17 protein-coding genes are annotated in these 23,763 nt (G+C 72.4%); 8 read left to right on the plus strand and 9 right to left on the minus strand.

The features are described from left to right. The first annotated feature begins 115 nt into the window (after nucleotides 1-115). On the plus strand, nucleotides 116-2,119 hold the full coding sequence (locus tag QP089_RS27920) for a S9 family peptidase (protein WP_285915336.1): 2,004 nt from the start codon (nucleotides 116-118) through the stop codon (nucleotides 2,117-2,119). A 97-nt stretch (nucleotides 2,120-2,216) separates the two neighbouring features. Here the strand turns inward: QP089_RS27920 and QP089_RS27925 are convergent, their stop codons facing one another. The 4 genes from QP089_RS27925 to recA all read right to left on the minus strand — a co-directional run bounded on the left by QP089_RS27925 (nucleotide 2,217) and on the right by recA (nucleotide 7,476). Beyond that, a complete protein-coding gene (locus tag QP089_RS27925) occupies nucleotides 2,217-3,155 on the minus strand; it encodes a trypsin-like serine peptidase (RefSeq protein WP_285915337.1) in 939 nt (312 codons plus the stop codon). Between the two features lie 53 nt (nucleotides 3,156-3,208). Then, nucleotides 3,209-4,780, minus strand: a complete 1,572-nt coding sequence (gene rny, locus QP089_RS27930) for a ribonuclease Y (RefSeq protein WP_285915338.1) — start codon at nucleotides 4,778-4,780, stop codon at nucleotides 3,209-3,211. A 440-nt stretch (nucleotides 4,781-5,220) separates the two neighbouring features. Next, nucleotides 5,221-5,736 carry a regulatory protein RecX gene (locus QP089_RS27935; protein WP_285915339.1) on the minus strand — a complete coding sequence of 172 codons (516 nt, stop codon included), beginning with the start codon at nucleotides 5,734-5,736 and terminating at the stop codon, nucleotides 5,221-5,223. A gap of 588 nt (nucleotides 5,737-6,324) precedes the next feature. Then, nucleotides 6,325-7,476: a recombinase RecA gene (recA, locus tag QP089_RS27940; protein WP_285915340.1), complete on the minus strand. Its 1,152-nt coding sequence runs from the start codon at nucleotides 7,474-7,476 to the stop codon at nucleotides 6,325-6,327. A 253-nt stretch (nucleotides 7,477-7,729) separates the two neighbouring features. Between recA and QP089_RS27945 the strand changes: the two genes are divergently transcribed. From QP089_RS27945 to QP089_RS27955, 3 genes are all read left to right on the plus strand, one after another. After that, nucleotides 7,730-8,599, plus strand: coding sequence for an ATP-grasp domain-containing protein (locus tag QP089_RS27945; protein WP_285915341.1), 870 nt, complete (start codon nucleotides 7,730-7,732; stop codon nucleotides 8,597-8,599). A 233-nt stretch (nucleotides 8,600-8,832) separates the two neighbouring features. Further along, nucleotides 8,833-9,150 carry a hypothetical protein gene (locus tag QP089_RS27950; RefSeq protein ID WP_285915343.1) on the plus strand — a complete coding sequence of 106 codons (318 nt, stop codon included), beginning with the start codon at nucleotides 8,833-8,835 and terminating at the stop codon, nucleotides 9,148-9,150. 3 nt (nucleotides 9,151-9,153) lie between these two features. Then, nucleotides 9,154-10,311, plus strand: coding sequence for a glutathionylspermidine synthase family protein (locus tag QP089_RS27955; RefSeq protein ID WP_285915344.1), 1,158 nt, complete (start codon nucleotides 9,154-9,156; stop codon nucleotides 10,309-10,311). Nucleotides 10,312-10,321: 10 nt separating this feature from the next. Here QP089_RS27955 and QP089_RS27960 read toward each other — a convergent pair whose 3' ends face one another. Further along, entirely contained in the window at nucleotides 10,322-10,516 is a 195-nt protein-coding gene (locus tag QP089_RS27960; protein ID WP_285915346.1) for a DUF3046 domain-containing protein, read from the minus strand. Nucleotides 10,517-10,525: 9 nt separating this feature from the next. Further along, nucleotides 10,526-11,803, minus strand: a complete 1,278-nt coding sequence (locus QP089_RS27965; RefSeq protein ID WP_285915348.1) for an alpha/beta hydrolase — start codon at nucleotides 11,801-11,803, stop codon at nucleotides 10,526-10,528. A 119-nt stretch (nucleotides 11,804-11,922) separates the two neighbouring features. Between QP089_RS27965 and QP089_RS27970 the strand changes: the two genes are divergently transcribed. After that, on the plus strand, nucleotides 11,923-16,689 hold the full coding sequence (locus QP089_RS27970) for an Lhr family helicase (protein WP_285915350.1): 4,767 nt from the start codon (nucleotides 11,923-11,925) through the stop codon (nucleotides 16,687-16,689). Here the strand turns inward: QP089_RS27970 and QP089_RS27975 are convergent. After that, on the minus strand, nucleotides 16,610-17,599 hold the full coding sequence (locus tag QP089_RS27975) for a DMT family transporter (RefSeq protein ID WP_285915352.1): 990 nt from the start codon (nucleotides 17,597-17,599) through the stop codon (nucleotides 16,610-16,612). The genes QP089_RS27970 and QP089_RS27975 overlap by 80 nt on opposite strands. An 81-nt stretch (nucleotides 17,600-17,680) precedes the next feature. On the opposite strand from QP089_RS27975, the gene QP089_RS27980 reads away from it, so the two are divergent. Further along, nucleotides 17,681-18,238, plus strand: coding sequence for a TetR/AcrR family transcriptional regulator (locus QP089_RS27980; RefSeq protein ID WP_285915353.1), 558 nt, complete (start codon nucleotides 17,681-17,683; stop codon nucleotides 18,236-18,238). A 1-nt stretch (nucleotide 18,239) separates the two neighbouring features. Here QP089_RS27980 and secA2 read toward each other — a convergent pair whose 3' ends face one another. Further along, the gene (gene secA2, locus QP089_RS27985; RefSeq protein WP_285915354.1) at nucleotides 18,240-20,570 is read right to left on the minus strand and encodes an accessory Sec system translocase SecA2; all 2,331 of its coding nucleotides are present in this window, start codon (nucleotides 20,568-20,570) and stop codon (nucleotides 18,240-18,242) included. A 232-nt stretch (nucleotides 20,571-20,802) separates the two neighbouring features. Here secA2 and QP089_RS27990 point away from each other — a divergent pair, with 232 nt between their 5' ends. Then, complete coding sequence (locus QP089_RS27990) at nucleotides 20,803-20,937, plus strand: hypothetical protein (protein ID WP_285915355.1); 135 nt, start codon at nucleotides 20,803-20,805, stop codon at nucleotides 20,935-20,937. Nucleotides 20,938-20,992: 55 nt separating this feature from the next. Here the strand turns inward: QP089_RS27990 and QP089_RS27995 are convergent, their stop codons facing one another. Beyond that, nucleotides 20,993-22,216 (minus strand): ROK family transcriptional regulator, encoded by a 1,224-nt coding sequence (locus QP089_RS27995; RefSeq protein ID WP_285915356.1) that lies wholly within the window; start codon nucleotides 22,214-22,216, stop codon nucleotides 20,993-20,995. Between the two features lie 252 nt (nucleotides 22,217-22,468). Here QP089_RS27995 and QP089_RS28000 point away from each other — a divergent pair, with 252 nt between their 5' ends. After that, a complete protein-coding gene (locus QP089_RS28000) occupies nucleotides 22,469-23,743 on the plus strand; it encodes an extracellular solute-binding protein (RefSeq protein ID WP_285915357.1) in 1,275 nt (424 codons plus the stop codon). The last annotated feature ends 20 nt before the right edge of the window (nucleotides 23,744-23,763 follow it).

Genomic DNA, 23,763 nt, shown 5'->3' on the forward strand with positions numbered 1-23,763 from the left:
TTTCCCGGGGCGGGCGCCGCGCGTTGCCGATCACCTGTGACCGGCACATATCTTTCCGAAGTCAAAGCGCCCGTCATGGCCCCAACCGATCCCCGTATGCGGGACGATTCCTGGTATGACCGCTCGTGCGACCCTCCCCTACGGCTCCTGGCCTTCCCCCATCTCCGCGGCCGACGTGGCCCGTGCTCGGCTTCGCCTCAGTTTCCCCACCGTGGTGGGCGATGACGTGTGGTGGCAGGAGACCCGTCCCGAGGAGGGCGGGCGTACGACGGTCATCCATCTCCAGGGCGGTCACCGTACCGAGCTGCTCCAGGCGCCCTGGGACGCCCGTACGCGCGTGCACGAGTACGGCGGGCGGTCGTACCTGCCGGTCCGCACCGCCAACGGTGTGTCCCTGGTGTTCTCCAACTACGAGGACCAGCGGCTGCACCGGCTCGACGAGGGCGACCCCAAGCCCTACCCGCTGACCCCGGAGCCGGCCGTCCCGGCCGGGCTCCGCTACGCCGACTACGTGCTGTCCCCCGACGGCACCGAGGTCTGGTGCGTGTGCGAGGGGCACATCGCCGAGCCGCCGGCGGGCGCCGCCGAGCAGAGCGAGGGCACCACCGGCATCCGCCGCGCCATCGTCGCCGTCCCGCTGGACGGCAGCGCCGCCGACGACGCCGGGGCCATCCGCGAGCTCGTCACCGGCGCGCACTTCTACGCCTCCCCCGCGCCTTCTCCGAGCGGCGGGCACCTCGCGTGGGTGCAGTGGAACCACCCGCGCATGCCGTGGGACGGGACGGAGCTGCGCGTGGCGGCCATCGAGGACGGCACCACGGTCGCGCCCCGCACCGTCAAGGGCGGCCTCACCGAGTCCGCCGTGGCGCCGCTGTGGCGCGACGACGAGTCCCTCTACGTCATCTCCGACTGGCCCGGCTGGTGGAACATCTACCAGGTCGGGCTGCACGGGGAGTCGCCGCAGGCGCAGTACCCGGCCGAGGAGGAGTTCACCGGGGCGCTCTGGCAGCTCGGCGGCATGCCGTACGCGCTGCTGGGCGACGGGCGCCTCGCCGTCCTGCACGGCGAGGGCGACCTGCGGCTCGGTATCTACGACCCCGAGACGCTCGACCTGGTCGACATCGAGGTGCCCTACGAGGACTGGCACCCGCAGCTGTCGGCGGACGGCACGACGATCGTCGGCATCGCGGGCGGCCCGGACCTGCCGACGTCGGTGGTGCGGGTGGACACCACCACCGGCCGCGTCGAAGGGCTCCGCCGCGAGCTCGCCGAGCTGCCCGACGTCGCGTACCTGTCGAAGCCGCGCACCGAACGCCTCGAAGGGCCGTTCGGGCGCCCCGTCCACGCCTACGTGTTCCCGCCGACCAACCCCGAGGCCGCGGCCCCGGAAGGGGAGCTGCCGCCCTACGTGGTGTTCGTGCACGGCGGCCCGACCGGCCGCGTCTCCAAGGACCTCGACCTGGAACGGTGCTACTTCACCAGCCGCGGTATCGGCGTCATCGACGTCAACTACGGCGGGTCGACCGGTTACGGGCGCGCCTACCGCGAGCGGCTGCGCCGCCAATGGGGCGTGGTGGACGTGGAGGACGCCATCGCCGCCGCCCAGGCGCTCGTCGACGGCGGCATAGCCGACCCGGACCGGCTCGCCATCCGCGGCGGCTCGGCGGGCGGCTGGACGACGCTGGCCGCCGCCACCCAGACCGACCTGTTCAAGGCCGCCACGTCCTACTACGGGATCAGCGACCTGCAGAGCTTCGCCGAGGCCACCCACGACTTCGAGTCGCACTACCTGTTCGGGCTGATCGGCCCGCTGCCGGGCTTCGAGCGGGCCTACGAGGAGCGCTCGCCCCTGAACCGCGCCGACCGGACCGCGTGCCCCGTGCTGCTCCTGCAGGGCCTCAACGACCCGGTGGTGCCGCCGGACCAGTCCGAGCGGTTCGCGGTCGCGCTGGCCGCCAAGAAGATGCCGTACGCCTACCTGACGTTCGAGGGCGAGTCGCACGGCTTCCGCCGCGCCGACACCGTCATCGCGTGCCTGGAGGCGGAGCTGGCGTTCTACGGCCAGACGCTCGGCTTCGAACCGCGCGGGGTCGACCCCATCGACCTGACGGTCGCCTGAGGCAGCCGTCGGTCCGCCGCCGGCGCGTCCCGCCCCGGCGGCGGACCGTACCGGCCGGCCCGGCGGCTAGGCGGCCCGGCGCTAGGCGGCGCGGCGGTCAGGCGGCGCGCTTGTCGGCGGCGGCGCGCAGGTTGTAGACGTCCTTGTCGAAGTACGCCGAGTACGAGCGCGACGCGGTGTTGCCGCCGCCCTGGTAGCCGCCGATGACGCCGTTGATGTCGCCCTTCTGCGTCGTGTAGCTGTAGTTCAGCAGCCACGGGCTGCCGCTCGTGCCGCCGTAGAAGCCCGTGCAGTCCATCCGGATCTGGAACTGGGACTGCTTCGCGGTCTTGGTGCGGCAGTAGATGGGGCGGTCGCGCGGATCGAAGGCGATCTTCGGGTAGCCGGCCACGTTCACCGTCTTGCCCGTGCCCTGGTTGATCGCGAGCTTGTTGTAGCCGACCGCCTTCTGGATCGTCTTGCCGCTCCGGTCGTTCAGCGCGATGAACCCGAAGTCCAGGTCGGGGTCGGTGCTGGTCACCCAGCGCTGGTCGACCAGCAGCATCTTGGCTGTCCAGGTGCCGTAGGGGCGCTTCCCCTGGTCGTACTTGGGGACGAACGCCACCTTCGTCGCGTACTTCTTGCCCTTGCCGCCGTGGATGCAGTGCGCGGCGGTGATCAGCAGCCGCTGCGACGAGCTCTGCACGACGCTCGCGGTGCAGAAGTGGTCGCCCTGTCCGTTGTTGAAGAACAGCGCGCCGATCGTCGGGACGCCGCCGAACGCCTTCGACTGGACGATCGCCTGCGAGGAGAACGTCTGCCCGGTCACGCCCCCGCTCCTGCGGTCGACGGGCGTCGCCGCGGCCATCCGCTTGGGGGTCCAGTAGCGGGACGCGTCGTTGGCGTCCGCCGCGCTCACCCGCATGCTGGCGGACGTGTCGACGACCGTGCGTCCCCGCGCGTCGCCCGCCGTGTACCAGACCGTCCCGGCGCCCGCCGCGACGATGCCGGCGCAGGCGCCGCCCGCGGCCGTCCACCGCATCCACCGATTGCGCATCGCGCAAAACTATCGATCTTGACGGTCCCGCACAACGGGAACGATCACACCGGTCAGCGCGCGAACTCGATGGCCCTGGACTCGCGCACCACGGTGACGCGGATCTGGCCGGGGTAGGTCAGCTCGTCCTCGACCTGCTTGGCGATGTCGCGGGCGATGACCTGCGCCTGGATGTCGTCGACGGCGTCCGGCTTCACCATCACGCGGATCTCGCGGCCGGCCTGCATCGCGAAGACCTTCTCCACGCCCTCGTGCTTCTCCCGGGCGATCTGCTCCAGCCGCTCCAGCCGCTTGACGTAGGCCTCCAGCGACTCCCTGCGCGCCCCCGGGCGGCTGCCGCTCACCGCGTCCGCCGCCTGGGTGAGCACCGCCTCGACCGTCCGGACCTCGACCTCGTTGTGGTGCGCCTCGATGGCGTGCACCACGTCCTCGTGCTCGCCGTACCGGCGCGCGATCTCGGCCCCGATGAGCGCGTGGCTGCCCTCGACCTCGTGCGTGAGTGCCTTGCCGATGTCGTGCAGCAGCGTGCACCGCTTGGCGACCTCCACGGGAAGCTTCAGCTCGCTGGCCATGATCCCGGCGATGTGCGCCGACTCGATGAGGTGCTTCAGCACGTTCTGCCCGTAGGACGTCCGGTACCGCAACTGGCCGAGCAGCGCGATCAGCTCCGGATGCATGTCGGCGATGCCGACCTCGACGAGCGCGTCCTCGCCGGCCCGCACGCACAGCTGCTCCACGTCGGTGCGGCTGCGCTCGTAGACCTCCTCGATCCGCTGCGGGTGGATCCGCCCGTCCAGCACGAGCTTCTCCAGGGTCAGCCGGCCGACCTCCCGGCGCACCGGGTCGAAGCAGCTCAGCAGCACCGCCTCCGGCGTGTCGTCGATGATGAGGTTCACGCCGGTCGTGGTCTCGAACGCCCGGATGTTGCGGCCCTCGCGGCCGATGATCCGGCCCTTCATCTCGTCGCTCGGCAGGTGCAGGACCGACACGACCGACTCGGCGGTCTGCTCGCTGGCCACCCGCTGGATCGCCAGCGTCACGATCTTGCGGGCGCGCTTGTCGCCCTCGGCGCGCGCGGCGTTCTCGATCTCGCGGGTGATCGGGATGGCCTCCCGCTTGGCCTGGTTCTCGATCGCCGCGACCAGCTCGCCCTTGGCCTGCTCGGCGGTGAGCCCGGCGGCGCGCTCCAGGACCTTGCGGCGCTCCTCCTCGATCCCGGCGAGCTCCTTCCTGCGCTCCTCCAGCGACCGCTTGGTCTCCGCGAGCTTGTCCGCCCACTCCTGCAGGCGGCGCATCTCGCCGTCGAGGCGCTGCTCCCGCTCGGCCAGCCGGGTCTCCCTGCGCTCCAGGTCCTCCCTGGCGGTCCGCAGGTCCGCGCGGAGGGTCCGGGCCTCCTCCTCGGCCTCGGCGCGCGCCGTCTCGGCGATCCGCTCCGCCTGCGCCTCGGCCTTCTCGCGCGCCTCCCGGGCCTCCTGCTTGACCCGCGCCCGGATCTCGTCGGCCTCGCCCTGCGCGCGGGCCATCTCCGCCGCCGCCTTCCCGGGCACGCCGGGACGCCACAGCATGACGATGACGAGAGCGACCAGGGTCACCAGCAGCGCCGCACCCAGCAGGACGCTCTCCATGAGGCAGATCCTTCCTCGCCGCGGGCCGGCCCGACATCGGGACCCTGACTAGCGAGGATTTACTCGCGCCGGCGGACGGCCGGGTACACGGCACCGCCGGGCCGCGTCGCGCGCCCCGGGCGTTCCGGCCGGTTCCGGTCGACGAACCTGTCCTGTATGCCTCTCAGCTGCTGGAACGTGCTCGATCGTATGGCAATCCGCGAGACGCGGAGTAACTCCTCACTGCCGTAACGGTAAGCGGCATGGAGGTAATGAGCAAGCAAACGACGGGCATTCCGGACTAACCGAACGTCCGCGTGAGTCCTTCCTTACCGGCCGCCCTGACCGCCCGCACCCCGCGCCACCTGCCCCGCGACCGGCCACCGGAGCCGGAGGGCACCGGCCGGATCCCCACCTGACTTCACTCCACCCGGCGTGTCGCCCCGACCGGAAAACCCGGATCAGTCGAAGGGGAGCGGATCATCGGGAAAGGTGTCCGGGTCGGTGCCCTCGTCGGCGAGGGCCTCCTTGACGACCCGGTAGGACAGGCCCGGCGAGTAGCCCTTGCGGGCGAGCATGCCGACGAGGCGGCGCATGCGCTTGGCGGGGTCGACGCTCCTCGTGGCGGGGAGCTTGCGGTCGACCAGCGCCCGCGCGGTCCGCTCCTCGTCCGCCGGGTCGAGGGAGTCGACGGCGTCTTCGACCGTCTCATTGGCAACGCCGCGACGCCGCAGCTCGGAGGCGAGCGCCCTCTTGGCCAGCCCCCGGCCGGCGTGCCGGGACTGCACCCAGGCGTGGGCGAACGCCTCGTCGTCGATCAGGCCGACGTCGGTGAACCGGCCGAGCACGTTCTCGGCCACGTCGTCGGGGATGTTCTTGCGCCGCAGCGCGTCCGCCAACTGCGCGCGGGTACGCGGCGAGGACGCCAGCAACCGCAGGCACACCTCCCGCGCCGCGGCCTCAGGATTATCCGGCACACGCTCGGCGGACTCCCCTCCGCCCTTCCGACGAGCACCACCCCGCCGCCGCCCTCCCGACCCGACCACACCCTCCTCCACCTCACTCACCCCCCACATTCACCCCGATATCCACCGGCCCCCACCCGCCGCGGTCCCCACCGAACGAACCGGCGCCACGTGAGCGAAGCGAGGAACCGACGCCGAGGTGGGCGAAACGAGGAATCGGCGCCGGGCGCTGATGCGAGCGAAGCCAGCATCCGGCGAGGTGATGATTGCCCAGCCGTTTGTGCCCAGCCACGCCGCGACCTGGACCGTCGCGATCGCGAGCGAAGCCAAGTTCGAGCTTGCGAGAACTTGATCGCGCAGCGAGGCCCCCAGGGCCGAGTCGGAGCGATGCAGCGATCGCACGCAGTGCCCGCCGAAGGGAGGGCGCTCCAGCGCCCGACCGCCAAGGGCAATGCAAATGAACACTGCCATAAGGACGGCGGCGCCGTCGGGGAAGGCGTCCCGCGCCGGTGGGCCGGTGCGGGGTGGGGCGCCGCCGCCCTGCATACGAGATCATCGCTCACTCTTCGTCAGGAGTCACCCGGATCGGGGGATTCTCCGTCAGGAATCACCCGCGGTCTTGGCCGTCTTGGTGCTCTTCTTCCCGGCGGCGGCCCGGCTCGCGGCGGGCGCGGCTGCGGCGGCGACCGGGGCCGGGGTCGGCGGGGCGGCGGGGCCGTCCACCGGTGCGGCGGCGGGTTCGGCCTCCTTGTCGACCTTCGGCCCGATGCCGAGCTTCTCCTTGATCTTCTTCTCGATCCCGTCGGCCATGTCGGGGTTGGCCTTGAGGAAGTTGCGGGCGTTCTCCTTGCCCTGGCCGAGCTGGTCGCCGTCGTAGGTGTACCAGGCTCCGGACTTGCGGACGAAGCCGTGCTCGACGCCGAGGTCGATCAGGCCGCCCTCGCGGCTGATGCCCTGGCCGTAGAGCAGGTCGAAGTCGGCGACCCGGAACGGCGGGGCCATCTTGTTCTTGACGACCTTGACGCGGACCCGGTTGCCGACGGCCTCGGTGCCGTCCTTGAGGGTCTCGATGCGGCGGACGTCCAGCCGGACGGAGGCGTAGAACTTCAGCGCGCGGCCGCCGGTGGTGGTCTCGGGCGAGCCGAACATGACACCGACCTTCTCGCGCAGCTGGTTGATGAAGATGGCGGTGGTCTTGGTCTGGTTGATCGCGCCGGTGAGCTTGCGCAGCGCCTGCGACATCAGGCGGGCCTGGAGGCCGACGTGGCTGTCGCCCATCTCGCCCTCGATCTCGGCGCGCGGGACGAGCGCGGCGACGGAGTCGATGACGACGACGTCGATCGCGCCGGAGCGGATCAGCATGTCGGTGATCTCCAGGGCCTGCTCGCCGGTGTCGGGCTGGGAGACCAGCAGGGCGTCGATGTCGACGCCGAGCTTGCTGGCGTACTCGGGGTCGAGGGCGTGCTCGGCGTCGACGAACGCGGCGATGCCGCCCTTCTTCTGCACGCTGGCGACCGCGTGCAGGGCGATGGAGGTCTTGCCGGAGCCCTCGGGGCCGTACACCTCGACGACCCTGCCGCGGGGCAGGCCGCCGATGCCGAGCGCGATGTCGAGGGAGATGGCGCCGGTCGGGATCACCTCGACGGGTGCGCGCGCCTCCTCGCCCATCCGCATGACCGAGCCCTTGCCGAACTGCCGCTCGATCTGGGCGAGTGCGGTCTCGAGAGCCTTCTCCCGGTCGTTCGCTGCCATGTGAGATGTCCTTCTCGTTGTGACTTGTCGGCTCTCGGCCGCTGTTTGCGATGTCGAAGGCGACGTTACGGCGGGCCACCGACACTTTTCGAGATGCGGGCGCGGTTGTGGACGACGAGGCGTGCCGGGGCCAGCTTACCGAACATTCGTTCGATCATCGCGCGGTGTGCCGATTCGGGCGGGAATCACCGTGCGCGCCGAGGTCCGGACCCCGTACGCTGGCGCCGGCGAGCCGTCCACGGAGGGTCCCATCATGACGCTGACCGTCCTCTTCTGCGTCGATCCGATCCATCCCCGGCGCGTTGACCCCCACTATGCCCGCGAGGCCGCGGCCGTACGGGACCATTACGGCGAGACGGTCCTGCTGGACCATGACGCGTTGCGGCGCGGTGACGTGGAGGCGGCGGTGCGCGCGGTGCCCGCCGACCTGGGGCCGGTCTGGTACCGCGGCTGGATGGTCACGGGCGACGAGTACACCGCGATGGCCAATGCGCTGAAGCGGCGCGGGACGGTGCTGCTGACGCATCCGGACGACTACACGCGCGCGCACGAGCTTCCCGGATGGCACGACACGTTCGCGGGGCTGACGCCGCACAGCGTGTGGCGCCCGCTCTCCGCCGGGCAGGACCCGGGCGACCTGAACGCGCTCGCCGACCTCGTCCGGCCGCTGCGCGCGGGCCCTGGCGTGGTCAAGGACTACGTGAAGTCGTGCAAGCACGAGTGGGACGAGGCGTGCTTCGTCCCGGACGTGAAGAACCCCGCGAAGCTGCACGCCGTCGCCGCCAAGATGATCGCCCTGCAGGACGAGTACCTGTCCGGCGGCCTGGTCGTGCGCGAGTTCGAGTCCTATGACGGCGCGGGCGAGGCGCGCGTGTGGTGGGTGGACGGGGAGCCCGCGCTGGTGGGGCCGCATCCGGACACGCCGGGCCTGGAGCCCGAGCCGGAACTGGACGCGGTCGCGCACGCGGTGCGCGCCCTCGGCTGCCGCTTCATCACGACCGACCTGGCGCGCCGCACGGACGGCGAGTGGCGCGTGGTGGAGGTCGGCGACGGACAGGTCAGCGATCTTCCCTCGTCGGTGGACGCGATGGACCTGTACGCGCACCTGCCCGTCCCGGACTGACGCGGACGCGCGCCGGCGGACGCCGACGCACGCGGGGACGCCGACAGACACCGACGGACGCGGCAGCGCTGGGTGTCCGTGATGCGGCGGAACCCGGATATGCCCGCTTCCGTCCCATGTTGAGCCACCTCTAGGCTGTGGCCGCTGTACAGCTCCCTTGCGAAGGACGTGTTCTGCCCGTGCCCCCTCAGGAGTCCGGTCGCCGGCTCAGTTCCCGTACCGTCAAGGTCGGCATGGTGAGCGCGTTGTCGCTGACCCTGGTCGCCTGCGGCTCCCACTCCACCACCGCGCGCTGCGTGGACCGCAACGCGCCGTCGGGCAAGGGCGGCTACAAGGCGGTCCCGGACAACTACTGCGACGTCAAGGACATCGACAACGGGTCCGCCGGCTCCTACAACCGGTACTTCTGGTACTACGGCGGCAAGCGCGGCTCCAACGGCTACGTGTCCGGCGGCAGCCGGTACCGGCCGAGCGACGGGAAGATCAAGTCCGGTAGCGGGAAGACGCTGAGCCGCGGCGGTTTCGGCGGCAGCGGCAAGAGCGGGAGCTGATCCGTGCGCCGCATGCGTTCGACCCCGAGGGACGGCTGGGCGGAGAAGGTCGAAGCCCATGGGCTGGCGTTCCACCGGACCGCGCATCCCGAGCACCTGACCCGGCCGTACTGGGACGAGTCCGTGCACTACGTCTTCGACATGGACGAGGTGCTGGCGCTCGAGGCCGTCGTCGAGGAACTGCACGGCATGTGCCTGCAGGTGGTGGAGCACGTCGTCAGCACAGGCCGCTACCACGTGCTCGGCATACCCGACTGGGTGGCGCCCCTCATCGAGGACTCGTGGCGGCGGCGCGACCCGCATCTGTACGGGCGGTTCGACCTCCGCTACGACGGCGAGGGCCCCGCCAAGCTGCTGGAGTACAACGCCGATACGCCGACGGCGCTCGTGGAGAGTTCCGTGGTGCAGTGGTACTGGCTGCAGGACGTGCATCCGGGCGACGACCAGTGGAATTCCATCCACGAGAAGATGGTGGCCCGCTGGAAGGACCTCGTGCCCCGGTTCGGCGGCGGCCCCGCGCATTTCGCCTGGACGACCGCCGACGAGACCGGTGAGGAGGTCATGACGATCGCCTACATGCAGGAGACCGCCGAGGAGGCGGGCCTGCCGGGTGTGGCGATCGCCATGGAGGACATCGGCTGGGATCCGGTGCGGCGGCGGTTCGTCGACATGGACGAGCAGGAGATCCGCACCCTCTGCAAGCTCTACCCGTGGGAGTGGATCGTCGCGGAGCCGTTCGGGCGGGAGATCCCGGGTGCGCCGACGTCGTGGATAGAGCCGATCTGGAAGATGGTCTTGTCGAACAAGGCGCTGCTCGTCCTGCTGTGGGAATTGTTCCCTGGGCATCCCAACCTGCTGCCGACGTACCTGAACACGCCGTCCGGCCTCAGTTCCTATGTCCAGAAGCCGCTTCTGGGGCGGGAGGGTGCGAGCATGCGGATCGTCGCGCCGGACGGCAGCGAGCAGCGTACCCAGGGCGACTACGGCGCGGAGGGTTTCGTCTTCCAGGAGTTCTGCGCGCTGCCGGACTTCGACGGTGAGCATCCGGTGCTCGGCGCGTGGGTGATCGAGGACGCGTCGGCGGGCGTGGGCATCCGGGAGACGTCGGGGCTCATCACCGATGACACCTCGTCCTTCGTCCCGCACCGCATCGCCCTGTAGGGCGCGGGCACTACTGGAGGCTGGAGGGGACGTCGAAGGTGGCGACGACGGCCTGCCAGACCTTTTTGGCCGGTTCCCCGTCCGCGAACGCCTGCTCGATGGTGCGCCCGCCCAGTTCGGCTATGACGTAGTCCTTGGCCACGCTCTGGGCGTAGGCCTCGCCGAACTGCTGGTTCATCCGGTCCCAGAAGACTGTTAGACGCACCCGCCCACGCTATCCGACGGTCGGCCCGTCCAAGGACTCCGCGACCTCGCCCGGTACAGCGGGGGCGGTTCCCTGGCGGTACTGGCGATGCAGGCCGGTCAGGTACCGCTCGACGCCTTCGACGACGCGGGCCGTCCGGTAGGAGGGGAAGACGTCGAAGGCGTGCTGCCCGCCCTTCATCTCGGCGTAGATGACCGGCGCTTCGGAGACGTCGCGCAGCCGCTCGACGAAGCGGCGCGCCTCCAGCACGGGGATGAGCGAGTCGTGGCTTCCGTGGATGACGAAGAAGGGCGGCGCGTCCTTGCGGATGTAGGTGACGGGCGATGCCTTGGCGTACGCCTCGCGGTTCTCATCGAAGGGCAGTTTGACGACCATCTTCTCCAGGAGCCGGGTGGCTCCCATAGGGACCGGCCATGGGCCGGCGTCCACGAGGTTGTAGACGCCGTAGAAGGGGACCGCGCCCTGCACGGAGGTATCCGCGTCCTCGAAGCCGGGCTGGAATTCGGGCACGTTCGCGGTGAGCGCTACCATCGCGGTGAGGTGCCCGCCCGCCGAGCCGCCCGTCACGCAGAGGAAGTCGGGATCGGCGCCGTACTCCTGCGCGTGCTCGCGGTACCAGGCGACGAAGTGCTTGAGGTCGATCAGGTGCTCCGGCCAGGTGGCGCGCGGGCTGAGCCGGTAGTTGACGTTGAACCCGACCCATCCCTGGACGGCCATGTGGTTGAGCAGGGGCAGCCCCTGTTCGCGCTTGTCGCCGATGACCCACGCGCCGCCGTGGATCTGCATGAGCCCCGGCCTCAGCCCATCGCCGGGGTCCGACCCCGCCGGGCTGTAGACGTCCAGTTTCAGGCGGAGCCGGCCGTCCTCGCGGTAGACGATGTTGCGCTGCACCTTCACGCCCTTGCGCGGGACCAGGCACAGCGGCGGGACGAACAGCGGCGCCAGCGGGAACCGGGGCGCGCCGTCCGGGTCGAGGTGGAGGGGCGCTCCGCTCTCCCGCAGGGTGACGACGGTACGGCGCGACGCGAGGATGATGGCGACGGTACCGGCCGCCCCCAGGACGCCGAGGACGAGCCCGATCCAGCCGGCCCACCCGTCCAGGCCCCCGTACAGGGAGGTGAGGACGAGCGCGACGGCCTCGGCGACGAGCAGGTGCGGGGCCATCTCGATGGCGAGCCAGCCGGAGAAGAAGCTCGGCACCAGCAGGAGGGCGTTGCGCCGCGGCGCGTGCGCGTTGACCGCGAGAAGGGCGAACAGGATCCCGAAGGCGAGCAGCAGGTAGGGCATCGCGACTCCTAGGCGGCAGGCGTCCTACCGGTAGACCATGCCCATACAAGCGCTTGCTTACAACGTGACGCGCGCCACGCCGCCGCATTCTGTCCGACCCGCGGGGCAGTATGGGCGCCATGGGCGGTGACGTGCTCGAACGCTTCTCCCCGGCGACCCGCGAATGGTTCGCCGGGGCGTTCGCCGCGCCCACCCCCGCGCAGGCCGGGGCGTGGGAGTCGATCGCCGGCGGCGACAACACCCTGGTCGTGGCGCCGACCGGGTCCGGCAAGACCCTCGCCGCGTTCCTGTGGTCGCTCGACCGGCTCGCCGCCGCGGGCCCGCCGAGCGCGGGCGATGGCGACGCCTCGGCGAAGCCCGATCCGCTGCGCCGGTGCCGCGTGCTGTACGTCTCGCCGCTGAAGGCCCTCGCCGTGGACGTCGAGCGCAACCTGCGCGCGCCGCTCACCGGCATCCGGCACGCCGCCCGGCGGCTCGGCCTGCCCGAACCGGACGTCCGGGTCGGGATGCGGTCGGGCGACACCCCGGCCGACGAGCGCCGCCGGCTGGCCGTCAAGCCGCCCGACATCCTGATCACCACGCCCGAGTCGCTGTTCCTGATCCTCACCTCACGTGCGCGCGAGTCGCTGCGGGGCGTCGAGACGGTGATCGTGGACGAGGTGCACGCGGTGGCGGGCACCAAGCGCGGCGCGCACCTGGCGCTGTCCCTGGAGCGCCTGGACGCCCTGCTGGAGCGGCCCGCGCAGCGGATCGGCCTGTCGGCGACCGTCCGGCCGCCGGAGGAGGTGGCGGCGTTCCTCGGCGGGACGCGGCCCGCGTCGGTCGTGCAGCCGGGCTCGGACAAGGTGTTCGACCTCGACGTCGTCGTCCCCGTCGAGGACATGGGCGAGGTGGGGCAGTTCGTCGGGGAGTCCGGCACGGCCGACCCGCGGCAGCGCAGCATCTGGCCCCACGTGGAGGACCGCCTCCTCGACCTCATCCAGGCGCACCGCTCGACGCTGGTCTTCGCCAACTCCCGCCGCCTGGCGGAGCGCCTGTGCGGGCGGCTGAACGAACTGGCCTACGAGCGCGCCACCGGCGAGCCGCTGCCGGAAGACCACTCCCCCGCGGCGACGATGGCGCAGGCGGGCGCAGCCAAGGGCGCCGTGACGGAGATCGCCCGCGCGCACCACGGGTCAGTCTCCAAGGAGGAGCGGGCCGTGATCGAGAACGCGCTCAAGGAGGGCCGCCTTCCCGCGGTCGTCGCGACGTCCAGCCTGGAGCTGGGCATCGACATGGGCGCGGTCGACCTGGTCGTCCAGGTGGAGTCGCCGCCGTCGGTGGCCAGCGGGCTGCAGCGGGTCGGCCGGGCCGGGCACCAGGTGGGGGCGGTGTCCAAGGGCGTCATCTTCCCCAAGTACCGCGGCGACCTCGTCCAGACGGCCGTGGTGGCCGAGCGGATGCGCGGCGGCGCGATCGAGGAGCTGCACTATCCGCGCAACCCGCTCGACGTGCTCGCGCAGCAGATCGTGGCGATGGTGTCCATGGACGAGTGGACGGTCGACGATCTGGAGACCCTCGTCAAGCGCGCGGCCCCCTACGCGACGCTGCCGAGATCGGCGCTGGAGGCGACCCTCGACATGCTCGCCGGGCGCTACCCGAGCGACGAGTTCGGCGAGCTGCGCCCGCGCCTGGTCTGGGACCGCGTCACCGGCGTCCTGCACGACCGTCCCGGTGCGCAGCGCCTCGCGGTGACCAGCGGCGGCACCATCCCTGACCGGGGCCTCTTCGGCGTGTTCCTCGTCGGCGAGAAGTCGTCCCGCGTGGGCGAGCTCGACGAGGAGATGGTCTACGAGTCGCGGGTGGGCGACGTGTTCGTCCTGGGCGCCAGCTCGTGGCGGATCGAGGACATCACGCCCGACCGCGTCCTCGTCTCGCCCGCCCCGGGGCAGCCGGGCAAGCTCCCCTTCTGGCATGGCGACACGCTCGGACGCCCCGCCGAGCTGGGACGCGCCCTGGGCGCGTTCACTCGTGAGCTGGCCGGGCTCCCCACCGAGACGGCCCGCGAGCGCGTCACCACCGCCGGCCTCGACGAGTGGGCGGCCGGCAACCTCGTCTCGTACCTGAGCGAGCAGCGGGAGGCCACCGGGCACGTCCCCGACGACCGGACGATGGTCGTCGAACGGTTCCGCGACGAGCTCGGCGACTGGCGGATGGTCGTCCACTCGCCGCTCGGCGCGCGCGTGCACGCGCCGTGGGCGCTTGCCATCGCGGGCCGGCTGCGCGAGCGGTACGGCGTCGACGCGCAGGCCATGCACGCCGACGACGGCATCGTCATCCGCATCCCCGACATGGACGAGCCGCCGAGCCTCGACCTCGCGGTGTTCGACGCCGACGACATCGAGCGCATCGTGGTGGACGAGCTGGGCGGCTCCGCCCTGTTCGCCGCGCGGTTCCGCGAATGCGCGGCACGGTCCCTGCTGCTGCCCCGCCGCCGTCCCGACAAGCGGATGCCGCTGTGGCAGCAGCGCCAGCGCGCCGCGCAGCTGCTGGCGGTCGCGAGCAAGTACCCGTCGTTCCCGATCGTCCTGGAGACGATGCGCGAGTGCCTGCAGGACGTGTTCGACGTTCCGGGCCTCGTCCAGCTGATGCGCGACATGTCGGGCCGCAAGGTCCGCATGGTCGAGGTGGAGACGCCCGAGCCGTCGCCCTACGCGCGCTCCCTGCTGTTCCACTACGTCGGCGCGTTCATGTACGAGGGCGACTCGCCGCTGGCGGAGCGCCGCGCCCAGGCGCTCGCGCTCGACTCGGCCCTGCTCGCCGAACTGCTCGGCCAGGCCGACCTGCGCGAGTTGCTCGATCCGGACGCGGTCGCCGACATCGAGCGGGAGTTGCAGCGCCTCGCCCCCGACCGCCGCGTCCGCGACCTCGAAGGCGTCGCCGATCTCCTGCGCGCGCTCGGCCCGCTGACGACCACCGAGGTCGCGCTGAGAACGACCTTGACACCCGACGCCGCGGCGGCCGTCGATCCGCGCCCCGCCGACGGGCCCGGTACCGGCCCGGATGGCGAACCCGGCGGCGTCGCCGCATTCCCCGTCCACGACGACCAGGTCATACCCGGTTCGGCAGAAGCGGTACGAGCCGGCGAGCCGGGCGATCCCGCGCGACCGGCGCGGGACGTGCTCGTGTGGGCGTCGCGGTGGCTGGAGGAGCTGGAGGCGACGCGGCGCGCGATCCGCGTCCGCGTCGCCGGCGAAGAGCGGTGGGCCGCGATCGAGGACGCGGGCCGGCTCCGCGACGCGCTCGGCGCGCCGCTTCCCGTGGGCGTCCCCGAGGCGTTCCTCGAACCGGTGGACGACCCGCTCGGCGACCTGGTGTCGCGCTACGCGCGCACGCACGGGCCCTTCCGCACCGGCGAGGTCGCGGCGCGGTTCGGGCTCGGCGCCGCCGTGGTCGCCGAGACGCTGCGGCGGCTGGCGGGCGCGGGACGGGTCGTCGAGGGCGAGTTCCTGCCCGTCGAGGCCGTGAAGGGCCCGCTGACCGGCGAGTGGTGCGACGCCGGGGTGCTGCGGACGCTGCGGCGCCGGTCCCTGGCCCGGCTGCGCGCCGAGGTGGAGCCGTCCCCGCCGGAGTCGCTCGGCCGGTTCCTGCCGGCCTGGCACGGCATCGCGGGCGGGTCGCGACTGCGCGGCATCGACGCGCTCGTCCAGGCGATCGAGCAGCTGCAGGGCGCGGCGGTGCCCGCGTCGGCGCTGGAGTCGCTGGTGCTGCCATCGCGGGTCGCGGGCTACTCCCCCGCCATGCTCGACGAGCTGACGTCCGCCGGCGAGGTGGTGTGGGCGGGCCAGGGCGGCCTGCCCGGCGGCGACGGCTGGGTCTCGCTGTACCTGGCCGACACCGCGCCGCTGCTCATGCCGGAACCCGCGGAGATCACCCTCACGCCCGCGCACCAGGCCGTCCTCGACAACCTCGAAGGCGGCGGCGCGCTGTTCTTCCGCACCCTCGCCGACCGCGTCAACGCGCAGGTCGCCACCGCCGACGCCGACCTCGCCACCGCCGTGTGGGACCTGGTCTGGGCGGGGCACCTGACCAACGACACCCTCGCCCCGCTGCGCGCGGCGCTCGGCTCCGGACGTCCCACGCACCGGTCGCGGACGACCCGGCGCGGCCGTCCCGTCCTGCCGTCCAGGACGGGCCCGCCCACGGTCGCGGGCCGCTGGTGGCCGCTTCCGGTGCGCGAGACCGCGGCGACGCTGCGCTCGCACGCGCTGGCGGAGGCGCTGCTGGAGCGGTACGGCATCGTGATCCGCGGCGCGGTGGCGGCCGAACGCACTCCCGGCGGGTTCTCGGCGGTGTATCCGGTGCTGCGCGCCTTCGAGGAGAGCGGACGGTGCCGGCGCGGGTACTTCGTCGAGGGCTTGGGCGCCGCGCAGTTCGCGCTGCCCGGCGCGGTCGACCGGCTCCGCGCGCTGCGCCCGGCCGCCGCGCCCGACGACATCTCCGCCCTGTGGGAGACGCCCCGCAAACCGGATGTCCGCGCGCTGGTCCTCGCCGCGGCCGACCCCGCCAACCCGTACGGCGCCGCCCTGCCCTGGCCCGGCCGCGACGACGAGGTCGCCAGCGGCCACAAGCCGGGCCGCAAGGCCGGCGCGCTGGTCGTGCTGGTCGAGGGACGCCTCGTCCTGTACGTGGAGCGCGGCGGCAAGACACTGCTGACCTGGGACGACGATCCCGAGGTGCTGCGGCCGGCGGTCGACGCGCTCGCCCTGGCGGTCCGCGAGGGGGCGCTCGGCAAGCTGACCGTCGAGCGGGCCGACGGCACCGCGATCAACGACTCGCCGCTCGCCGCCGCGCTGGAGTCCGCAGGCTTCCATCCGACTCCTCGCGGCCTTCGCCTGCGCTCCTGACCCGGGTCTTCGCGAGAGACCGGGGGGCGGGCGCTCGCAGGACGACGGCCACGGCAGCGGCGCACGCCAGGACGCCCACCAGCGACAGCGGCGTGAGCGTGCTGCCGAACAGCGCCCACGCGCCGAACATGGTGGCGGGCGGGGTGAGGTAGAGGAGGGCGGAGGCGCGGCCGACGCCGCTGCGCCGGACGTTCACCCAGTACAGGCCGTAGCCGCCGAACATCGCCAGCACCACGAGGACGGCGATGGCGGTCCAGAAGGCGGGGTCCGCCGGCGGGGCCAGGCCGCCGCCGGCTCCGGCGAGGGCGGTGAAGATCAGCGCGCTGGTCCCTGCCTGGACGGTGAGGGCGTCGACGACGCCCACGGACGGCCGCGTGCGGCGTTCGATCAGGGTGGCGCCGACGAGGCAGAGCGTCGCGGCGAGCGGGAGCGCGTAGGCCCACGAGGGCGCTCCTCCGCGCAGGTCGCCGCCGACCACGAGCGCGACGCCGCCGAGGCCCACGACGAATCCGGCCAGCTGCCGCCGGGTGATCGGCTCGCCGAGCACGGGCACCGCGAGGACGGCGGCGAGCAGCGGCTGCAGCGCGGTGATCAGGTTGTCGACGCCGGCGCTGACGCCGAGCTCGGCGGCCAGGAAGACCCCGTACAGGTATCCGCCCTGCCCCAGGGCCCCGATGAGGACGTGCAGGGCGAGATCGCGAGCCGGGATGCGGGGACGCCGCCAGCAGGCCCACGCCAGGAGCAGGCCGCCGGCGACGATGAACCGCCAGGCCAGCAGGGTGCTCGCCGGGGCGGCGCCCGCGCCGAGCTGCGCGCCGATGAAGCCGGAGCTCCAGGTCACGACGAACACGGTGCCGAGCACGGTGCCGATCAGGGCGTCGCGGCGCGGAGCGATGGCGGAGGTATACATACCGGTATAGTTACCCCATATCCATACCGGTATGTAAACTTGGCCGCGCCGGACCGAAGAGCCAGGTCGAAGGAGCCGCCGATGCCCGCCACCACCGGGGAGCGCCCGCTCACCCCCGCCGCGCGGCGGGTGCTCCAGGTCGCGAGCGAGCTGTTCTACGAGCGCGGCATCGGCTCGGTCGGCATGGAGCTCGTCGCGGCCGAGGCCGGGGTCACCAAGAAGACCGTCTACGACCGGTTCGGCTCCAAGGAGGCGCTCGTCCTGGCCTACCTGCGCGCCCGCGACGCGCGCTGGCGGGAGTTCATGACCCGGCGGATCGACGCGGTCCCCGGCCCCCGCGACCGCGTCCTCGCGACCTTCGACGCCCTTGGCGAATGGCTGTCCACCGAATGCGGGCGCGGCTGCTCGATGGTGAACGCCTGCGCCGAGCTCCCCGATCCCCGGCATCCCGTCCACGGGGTGGCCGCGGAGCAGAAGTCCTGGGTCAGGGACCTGTACGCCGGACTGGTCGCCGACGGGACGCTGGCCGACCAGCTCCTCATCCTGCACGAGGGCGCGGTCGTCGCCTTCAGCGTCGGCGGCGTCGGCGACGCCGCCGCCAAGGCCCGCGCCGCCGCCGACGCGCTCCTGCCCCGGTAGGTCAGCGGCGGCGGCCCTTGAACATCGAGATCAGGCCGCGGAGGGCCCGTTCGTCCAGGGAGCCGAACGGGTTGTCGTGCACGAGGTAGGTCCAGGTCGCGGACGGCCGCTTGAGGCCGGCGGCGTCGAGGTCGACGCCGTCCTCGGAGGCGGTGAGCCCCTCGAAGGCCGCGACGGACCGGCGGCGGGCGTCGCCGAGGAGGCGCTTGCCCGCCGGGACGGCCTCCCGGTTGAACTCGACCAGCGGATCGAGGCCGCGGCCGAGGGAGCGCAGGTGGATGCCCTCGCGCAGGTCGGCGAGGAAGGTCAGGTGCTCGGCCCAGCACCGGTCCAGCTGGAACAGGACGATCTGCCGGGCCGCCGCCGCGACGGCGTCCGCGCCGGCGGCCTTCGCGAGCTCGGCGTGCTTGGCGGGCGCGTCGGCGGCCATGGCGCGGTCGGCGGCGTCGCCGGTCAGGACCGCGTCCCGCTCGGCGAGGACCTCGCGGCGCTGCAGGCCGATCAGCTGGTTGTACCGCCAGGTGTTGCGGTGCAGCTCCAGGTCGACGCCCTCGGCGACCCGCTGGGCGTGGCCGACGATCCAGTGCGCGCCCTTGTCGTCGACGCGGCCCTCGTTCCCGACGGGCCCCTCGTAGGCCTCGTCGGGCGCGTAGCGGGTGACCAGGTCGTCCTGGAGGCTGGTGAAGAACACCGATCCGCCGGGATCGCCCTGCCGGCCGGCGCGGCCGCGCAGCTGGTCGTCCAGCCGGCTGCTGTGGTACCGGCCGGTGCCGATCACCAGCAGCCCGCCCGCGGCGGCGACCTCGTCGCGGGCCGCGCCGTCGCGGTCGGCGGGCGCGGTGCCGGGGGCGGACGCGGCCGGGCCGCCGCCGAGCCGGATGTCGGTGCCGCGCCCGGCCATCTGGGTGGAGACGGTGACCGCGCCGGGCGCGCCCGCCTCGGCGATGATCGCGGCCTCCTCGGCGTCGTTCTTGGCGTTGAGCACGACCGGTTCGACCCCGGCGCGGACCAGCCGGCGGGCGAGCCGCTCGGACTCGGCGACGTCGCCGGTGCCGACCAGGACGGGACGCCCGGTCGCGTGCGCCGCGACGATCTCCTCCACGACCGCCACCTCCTTGTCGGCGGTGGTGGCGTACAGGCGGTCGGGCTCGTCCTCCCGGACGCACGGCCGGTTCGGCGGGACGACGGCGATCTGCAGCGAGTAGAACTCGGTGAGCTGCCCCGCGACCGCCATCGCGGTGCCGGTCATCCCGCAGCGGACCGGGTAGCGGCCGATCAGCTCCTGCACGGTGATCGAGTCGAGGATCTCCCCGGACGGGGACGCCTCCAGCTCCTCCTTCGCCTCGACGGCCGCCTGCAGGCCGTCCGGCCAGCGCTGCAGCAGCGCGACCCGGCCGCGCGACTCGCTGATCAGCTTGACCGCGCCGTCGCGGACGATGTAGTCGACGTCGCGGTGCAGCAGCACCTCGGCGTGCAGCGCGACGTTCACGGCGGTCAGCGTCGCGAGGTTCTCGGGGGCGTACAGGTCGAGGCCGAGGACGCGTTCGACCTCGCGGGCGCCGGCGGCGGTCAGCTGGACGTTGCGGGCCTCCTCGTCGGTGGCGTAGTGCAGGCCGGGCCGCAGCCGCCGGACGAGGTCGGCGTACCGGGGGTCGGCCGGGTCGAGGTCGGCGGCGCCGGCCAGCACCAGCGGCACCATCGCCTCGTCCACCAGGACCGAGTCGGCCTCGTCGATCAGCGCGACGCGCGCCTCCCGCTGGACGGCGTCGGCGGGGTCGGTGACGAGCCGGTCGCGCAGCAGGTCGAAGCCGATCTCGCTGACGGGCGCGTACAGGACGTCGGCCCGGTACGCCTCGCGCCGCTCGTCCGGCGTGGATGCCTGCCCCACCCAGGCGACGGACACCCGGAGCATCGCGTACAGCGGCCCCATCCACTCGGCGTCGCGGCGGGCGAGGTAGTCGTTGACCGACATGACGTGGACGGATTCGCCGCGCAGCGCGTACCCGGCGGCGGCCAGGGCGCCCGCGAGGGTCTTGCCCTCGCCGGTGGCCATCTCGGCGACGTGCCCGGCCAGGAGCGCCAGGGTGCCGGTGAGCTGGACGTCGAAGGGCCGCTCGCCGAGCGTCCGGCGGGCGGCCTCGCGGCCGATCGCGCAGAACTCCGGCAGGTCGGCGATCAGGTCCGGGGCGGCCGCGGCGGTGAGCTCCGCGTCGGTCAGCCCCCGGACCCGCTCCTCGCGCCGCCCGGCCTCCGCGACGGCGTCGCGGAAGGGCGCCAGATCGACGCTGCCGGGCCTCTGGACGAGGCGCCGGAAACGGTCACGCAGCGCCATCTCGCCCCCTCGATCCCTCAGTCACGGTTCCCCCAACGGCCGGGTCCGGTCCCTCGTTCCCCATGATCGCCGCGGAAGGTCTCCGGACGATCTCCGGGAGGTCTCCGCACGAGGTCTGACCTCGAATTCATCCCCAAGATGGATCCCCGCGAGCCCCCGGTTTGAGACCATGGACGCATTACGGGGTTGCGGTGGCCACGGGGAGAGCGTCACCGCGGAACGGGGTTTCGCCATGACACCTACGGCACGGTGGGCCGCCGCGCAGCGGCGCAAGCGCCAGATCATCAGCCAGACGGTCATCGACCGCGCGCTCAACGACCCGCGGCGCCATGACCAGCCCGCGGCCGCGGCCGCGCAGGCCAAGTAACCGCGAGCACACGTGAGCGCCCCCGCCGCCGGCGGGGGCGCTCGGTCGTCCGCGCTCAGCCGGCGTCCGCCGAGAAGACCTCGTCGCGGGCCTTCTCCAGGGCGGCGTGCAGCGCGCCGCGCAGCACCGGGTTGCCCTCCACCTCGGTCACCGCGACGGTCGGCCGGGTCGGGCTGATCCGCCCGACGGCCCGCTCGATGCGGTCGGCGAGGGGCGCCCCGCCGGCCCGCCCCAGGCTGCCCGACAGCACCACCAGGCCCGGGTCCAGCACGATGTTGACCGAGGTCACACCGTAGGAGAACCGGTTGGCCAGCTCGTCCAGGAACGCGCCGCCCCGCGACTCGTCGGCCGCCGCCGCCCGGACGCACTCCACCGCCGTCGGCTCGGTGATGCCGTGCTCGTGGGCCAGGGCGCGCACCCCGTCCGCGCCGACCAGGGCGCCGTAGCCGCCGGCGAGGGTCGGGATGCCCCAGGACGTCGACTCGGTGACGCCGCCCTCCTCCTCGGGCACGCGGCGCGCGGTGCTCAGCGGCAGCGGCGCCCCGGGGACCGGCAGGTAGCCGATCTCGCCCGCGCCGCCGGACCGGCCGCGGTGCAGCCGGCCGCCGAGCATCACCGACAGGCCCATGCCGCGGTCGAACCACATCAGCGCGAAGTCGTCGGCGTCGCGCGCCGCGCCGTAGGCGCGCTCGGCGACGGCGGCGAGGTTCACGTCGTTCTCGATCGTCACCGGGCGGCGCAGGTCGGTGCGGAGCGCGGCGAGCACGCCCTCGTGCCATGCGGGCAGGTCGAAGGAGAACTGGACGTCGCCGGAGCGCGGGTCGACGACGCCGGGGGTGCCGATGACGAAGGCGCTCAGCCTGTTCACCGCGACCTTGGCCGACCGGCACGCCTTGACAACCGCGTTGTGGACCATCTTGACGGGCTCGTCAGCGCCGTTCGGATCGACGGTAACCTGGGCGACCATGCGTCCGGTGATGTCGGCGACGCCGGCGGTGACGCCGTCCGGGCCGACCTCCAGCCCCGCGACGTAGGCGCTCGACGGCACCACGGCGTACAGGGCGGCGTTCGGCCCGCGGCCACCGGCCTGCTCCCCGACCACCGCGACGAGTCCGCGCTCCTCGAGCCTGGACAGCAACTGGGAGGCGGTGACCTTGGAGAGCCCGGTGTGCTCGCCGATCTGCGCCCGCGTCAGCGGGCCGTGCTCGACGAGCAGGTCCAGCGCCGCGCGGTCGTTCAGCTCACGCAGCAGCCGCGGCGTTCCCGGGCGTCTGGCCATGCTGGTACCCCTCGATGTCTCAATCCGCTAACGGGCGGTTTTGTTTAGGAAAGTTTCTTGTTAGTTTACCCGCAAGCGCCGACCGTCCCCTCATCCGGGGAGGGGCGTGCAGAGCGCCGACTGGCGAGCAGGGCGCCCGCGAGCGACGCGACGGCGAGCGGGGCATGTCCCGGACCCTAAAGGGTCCGAGCGTGCTCCACTCGCATCGCAGGCCACAAGGCCGCGCGAGGCGATGCCGGAAAGGAACCCCCAGTGAAGTACATCAAGGTTGCGGCCACGGCGGCCGCGATCGCCCTGGCCGCCACGGCCTGCGGCGGCGGCGGTGACAACAAGGACGACGGGTCGGGCTCGGGCAAGGACCCGGCGCAGCTCAAGGTCTGGATGATGGGCGACGGCACCACCGAGCAGACGAACTTCCTGAAGGGCGTCGAGACCGAGTTCAAGCAGAAGCACCCGAACACCGCCGTCCAGATCAAGTACGTCCCCTGGCCGCAGGTCGCCACGACGTTCCAGAAGGCCGCCGCCGGCGGCGAGGGCCCGGACGTGACCGAGCTCGGCAACACCGACGTGCAGTCGCACATCGAGCAGGGCAACCTCGCCGAGGTCACCGACGAGATGTCGGGCTGGGCGGACAACAAGACGCTGAACAAGACCGCGCTGCAGAACGACCAGGCGGACGGCAAGACCTACGCCGTGCCGTGGTACGGCGGCGTCCGCGCCATCTGGTACCGCAAGGACTGGTTCGACGAGCTGAAGATCCAGCCGCCGGCGAACTGGGCCGACCTCGTCGCCGCCGCCAAGAAGGTCCAGGACGCCAAGAAGGTCCCGGGCATCGGCGCGCCGAGCGACCAGACCAACGCGCTGGTCAGTTTCATCTGGGGCAACGGCGGCGAGGTCGCCGTCAAGGACGGCGGCAAGTGGACCGGCAAGCTCGACCAGCCGCAGGCGGTCGAGGCCGTGAACTTCTACGCCGGCCTCGTCAACAAGGAGAAGGTCGCGCCGGAGAAGTACGTCGGCAAGAACGAGCTGGACGGCCCGCAGCGCGACTTCGCCCTCGGCAAGCTCGGCATGTACATCGACGGCAGCTGGGCGCTGGCGCAGATGAAGAAGATCTCGCCGAAGAACGCCGACAAGTGGGCGGTCTTCCCGATCCCGGCCAAGACCGGCGGTAACGCGCCGGTCATGGCGGGCGGCTCCGACCTCGCGGTGTGGAAGGACAGCAAGGCCAAGAAGGCCGCGTTCGACTACATCACCATCCTCAACAACGCCGCGAACGCCAAGAAGTGGGCCGACATCAGCGGCTTCTCCTCGATGCGGTCGGACGTCCAGTTCTCCGACCCGGCGCTGGCGCCGTTCACCCAGATCGCGACCAACACCAAGTTCACCCCGATCAGCGCCGGCTGGGGCGACTTCGAGCAGTCCAAGAAGGTGCTGCCGAACGCGGTGAAGGCGATCATGCAGGGCAAATCCGCCGAGCAGGAGATGAAGAAGGCCAACGAGCAGGCCAACGAGCTGCTCAACCAGTAGCACCGAGCGTCCGGCGGGCC

The organism is Actinomadura opuntiae (genome assembly GCF_030283205.1).
Classification (GTDB): domain Bacteria; phylum Actinomycetota; class Actinomycetes; order Streptosporangiales; family Streptosporangiaceae; genus Spirillospora.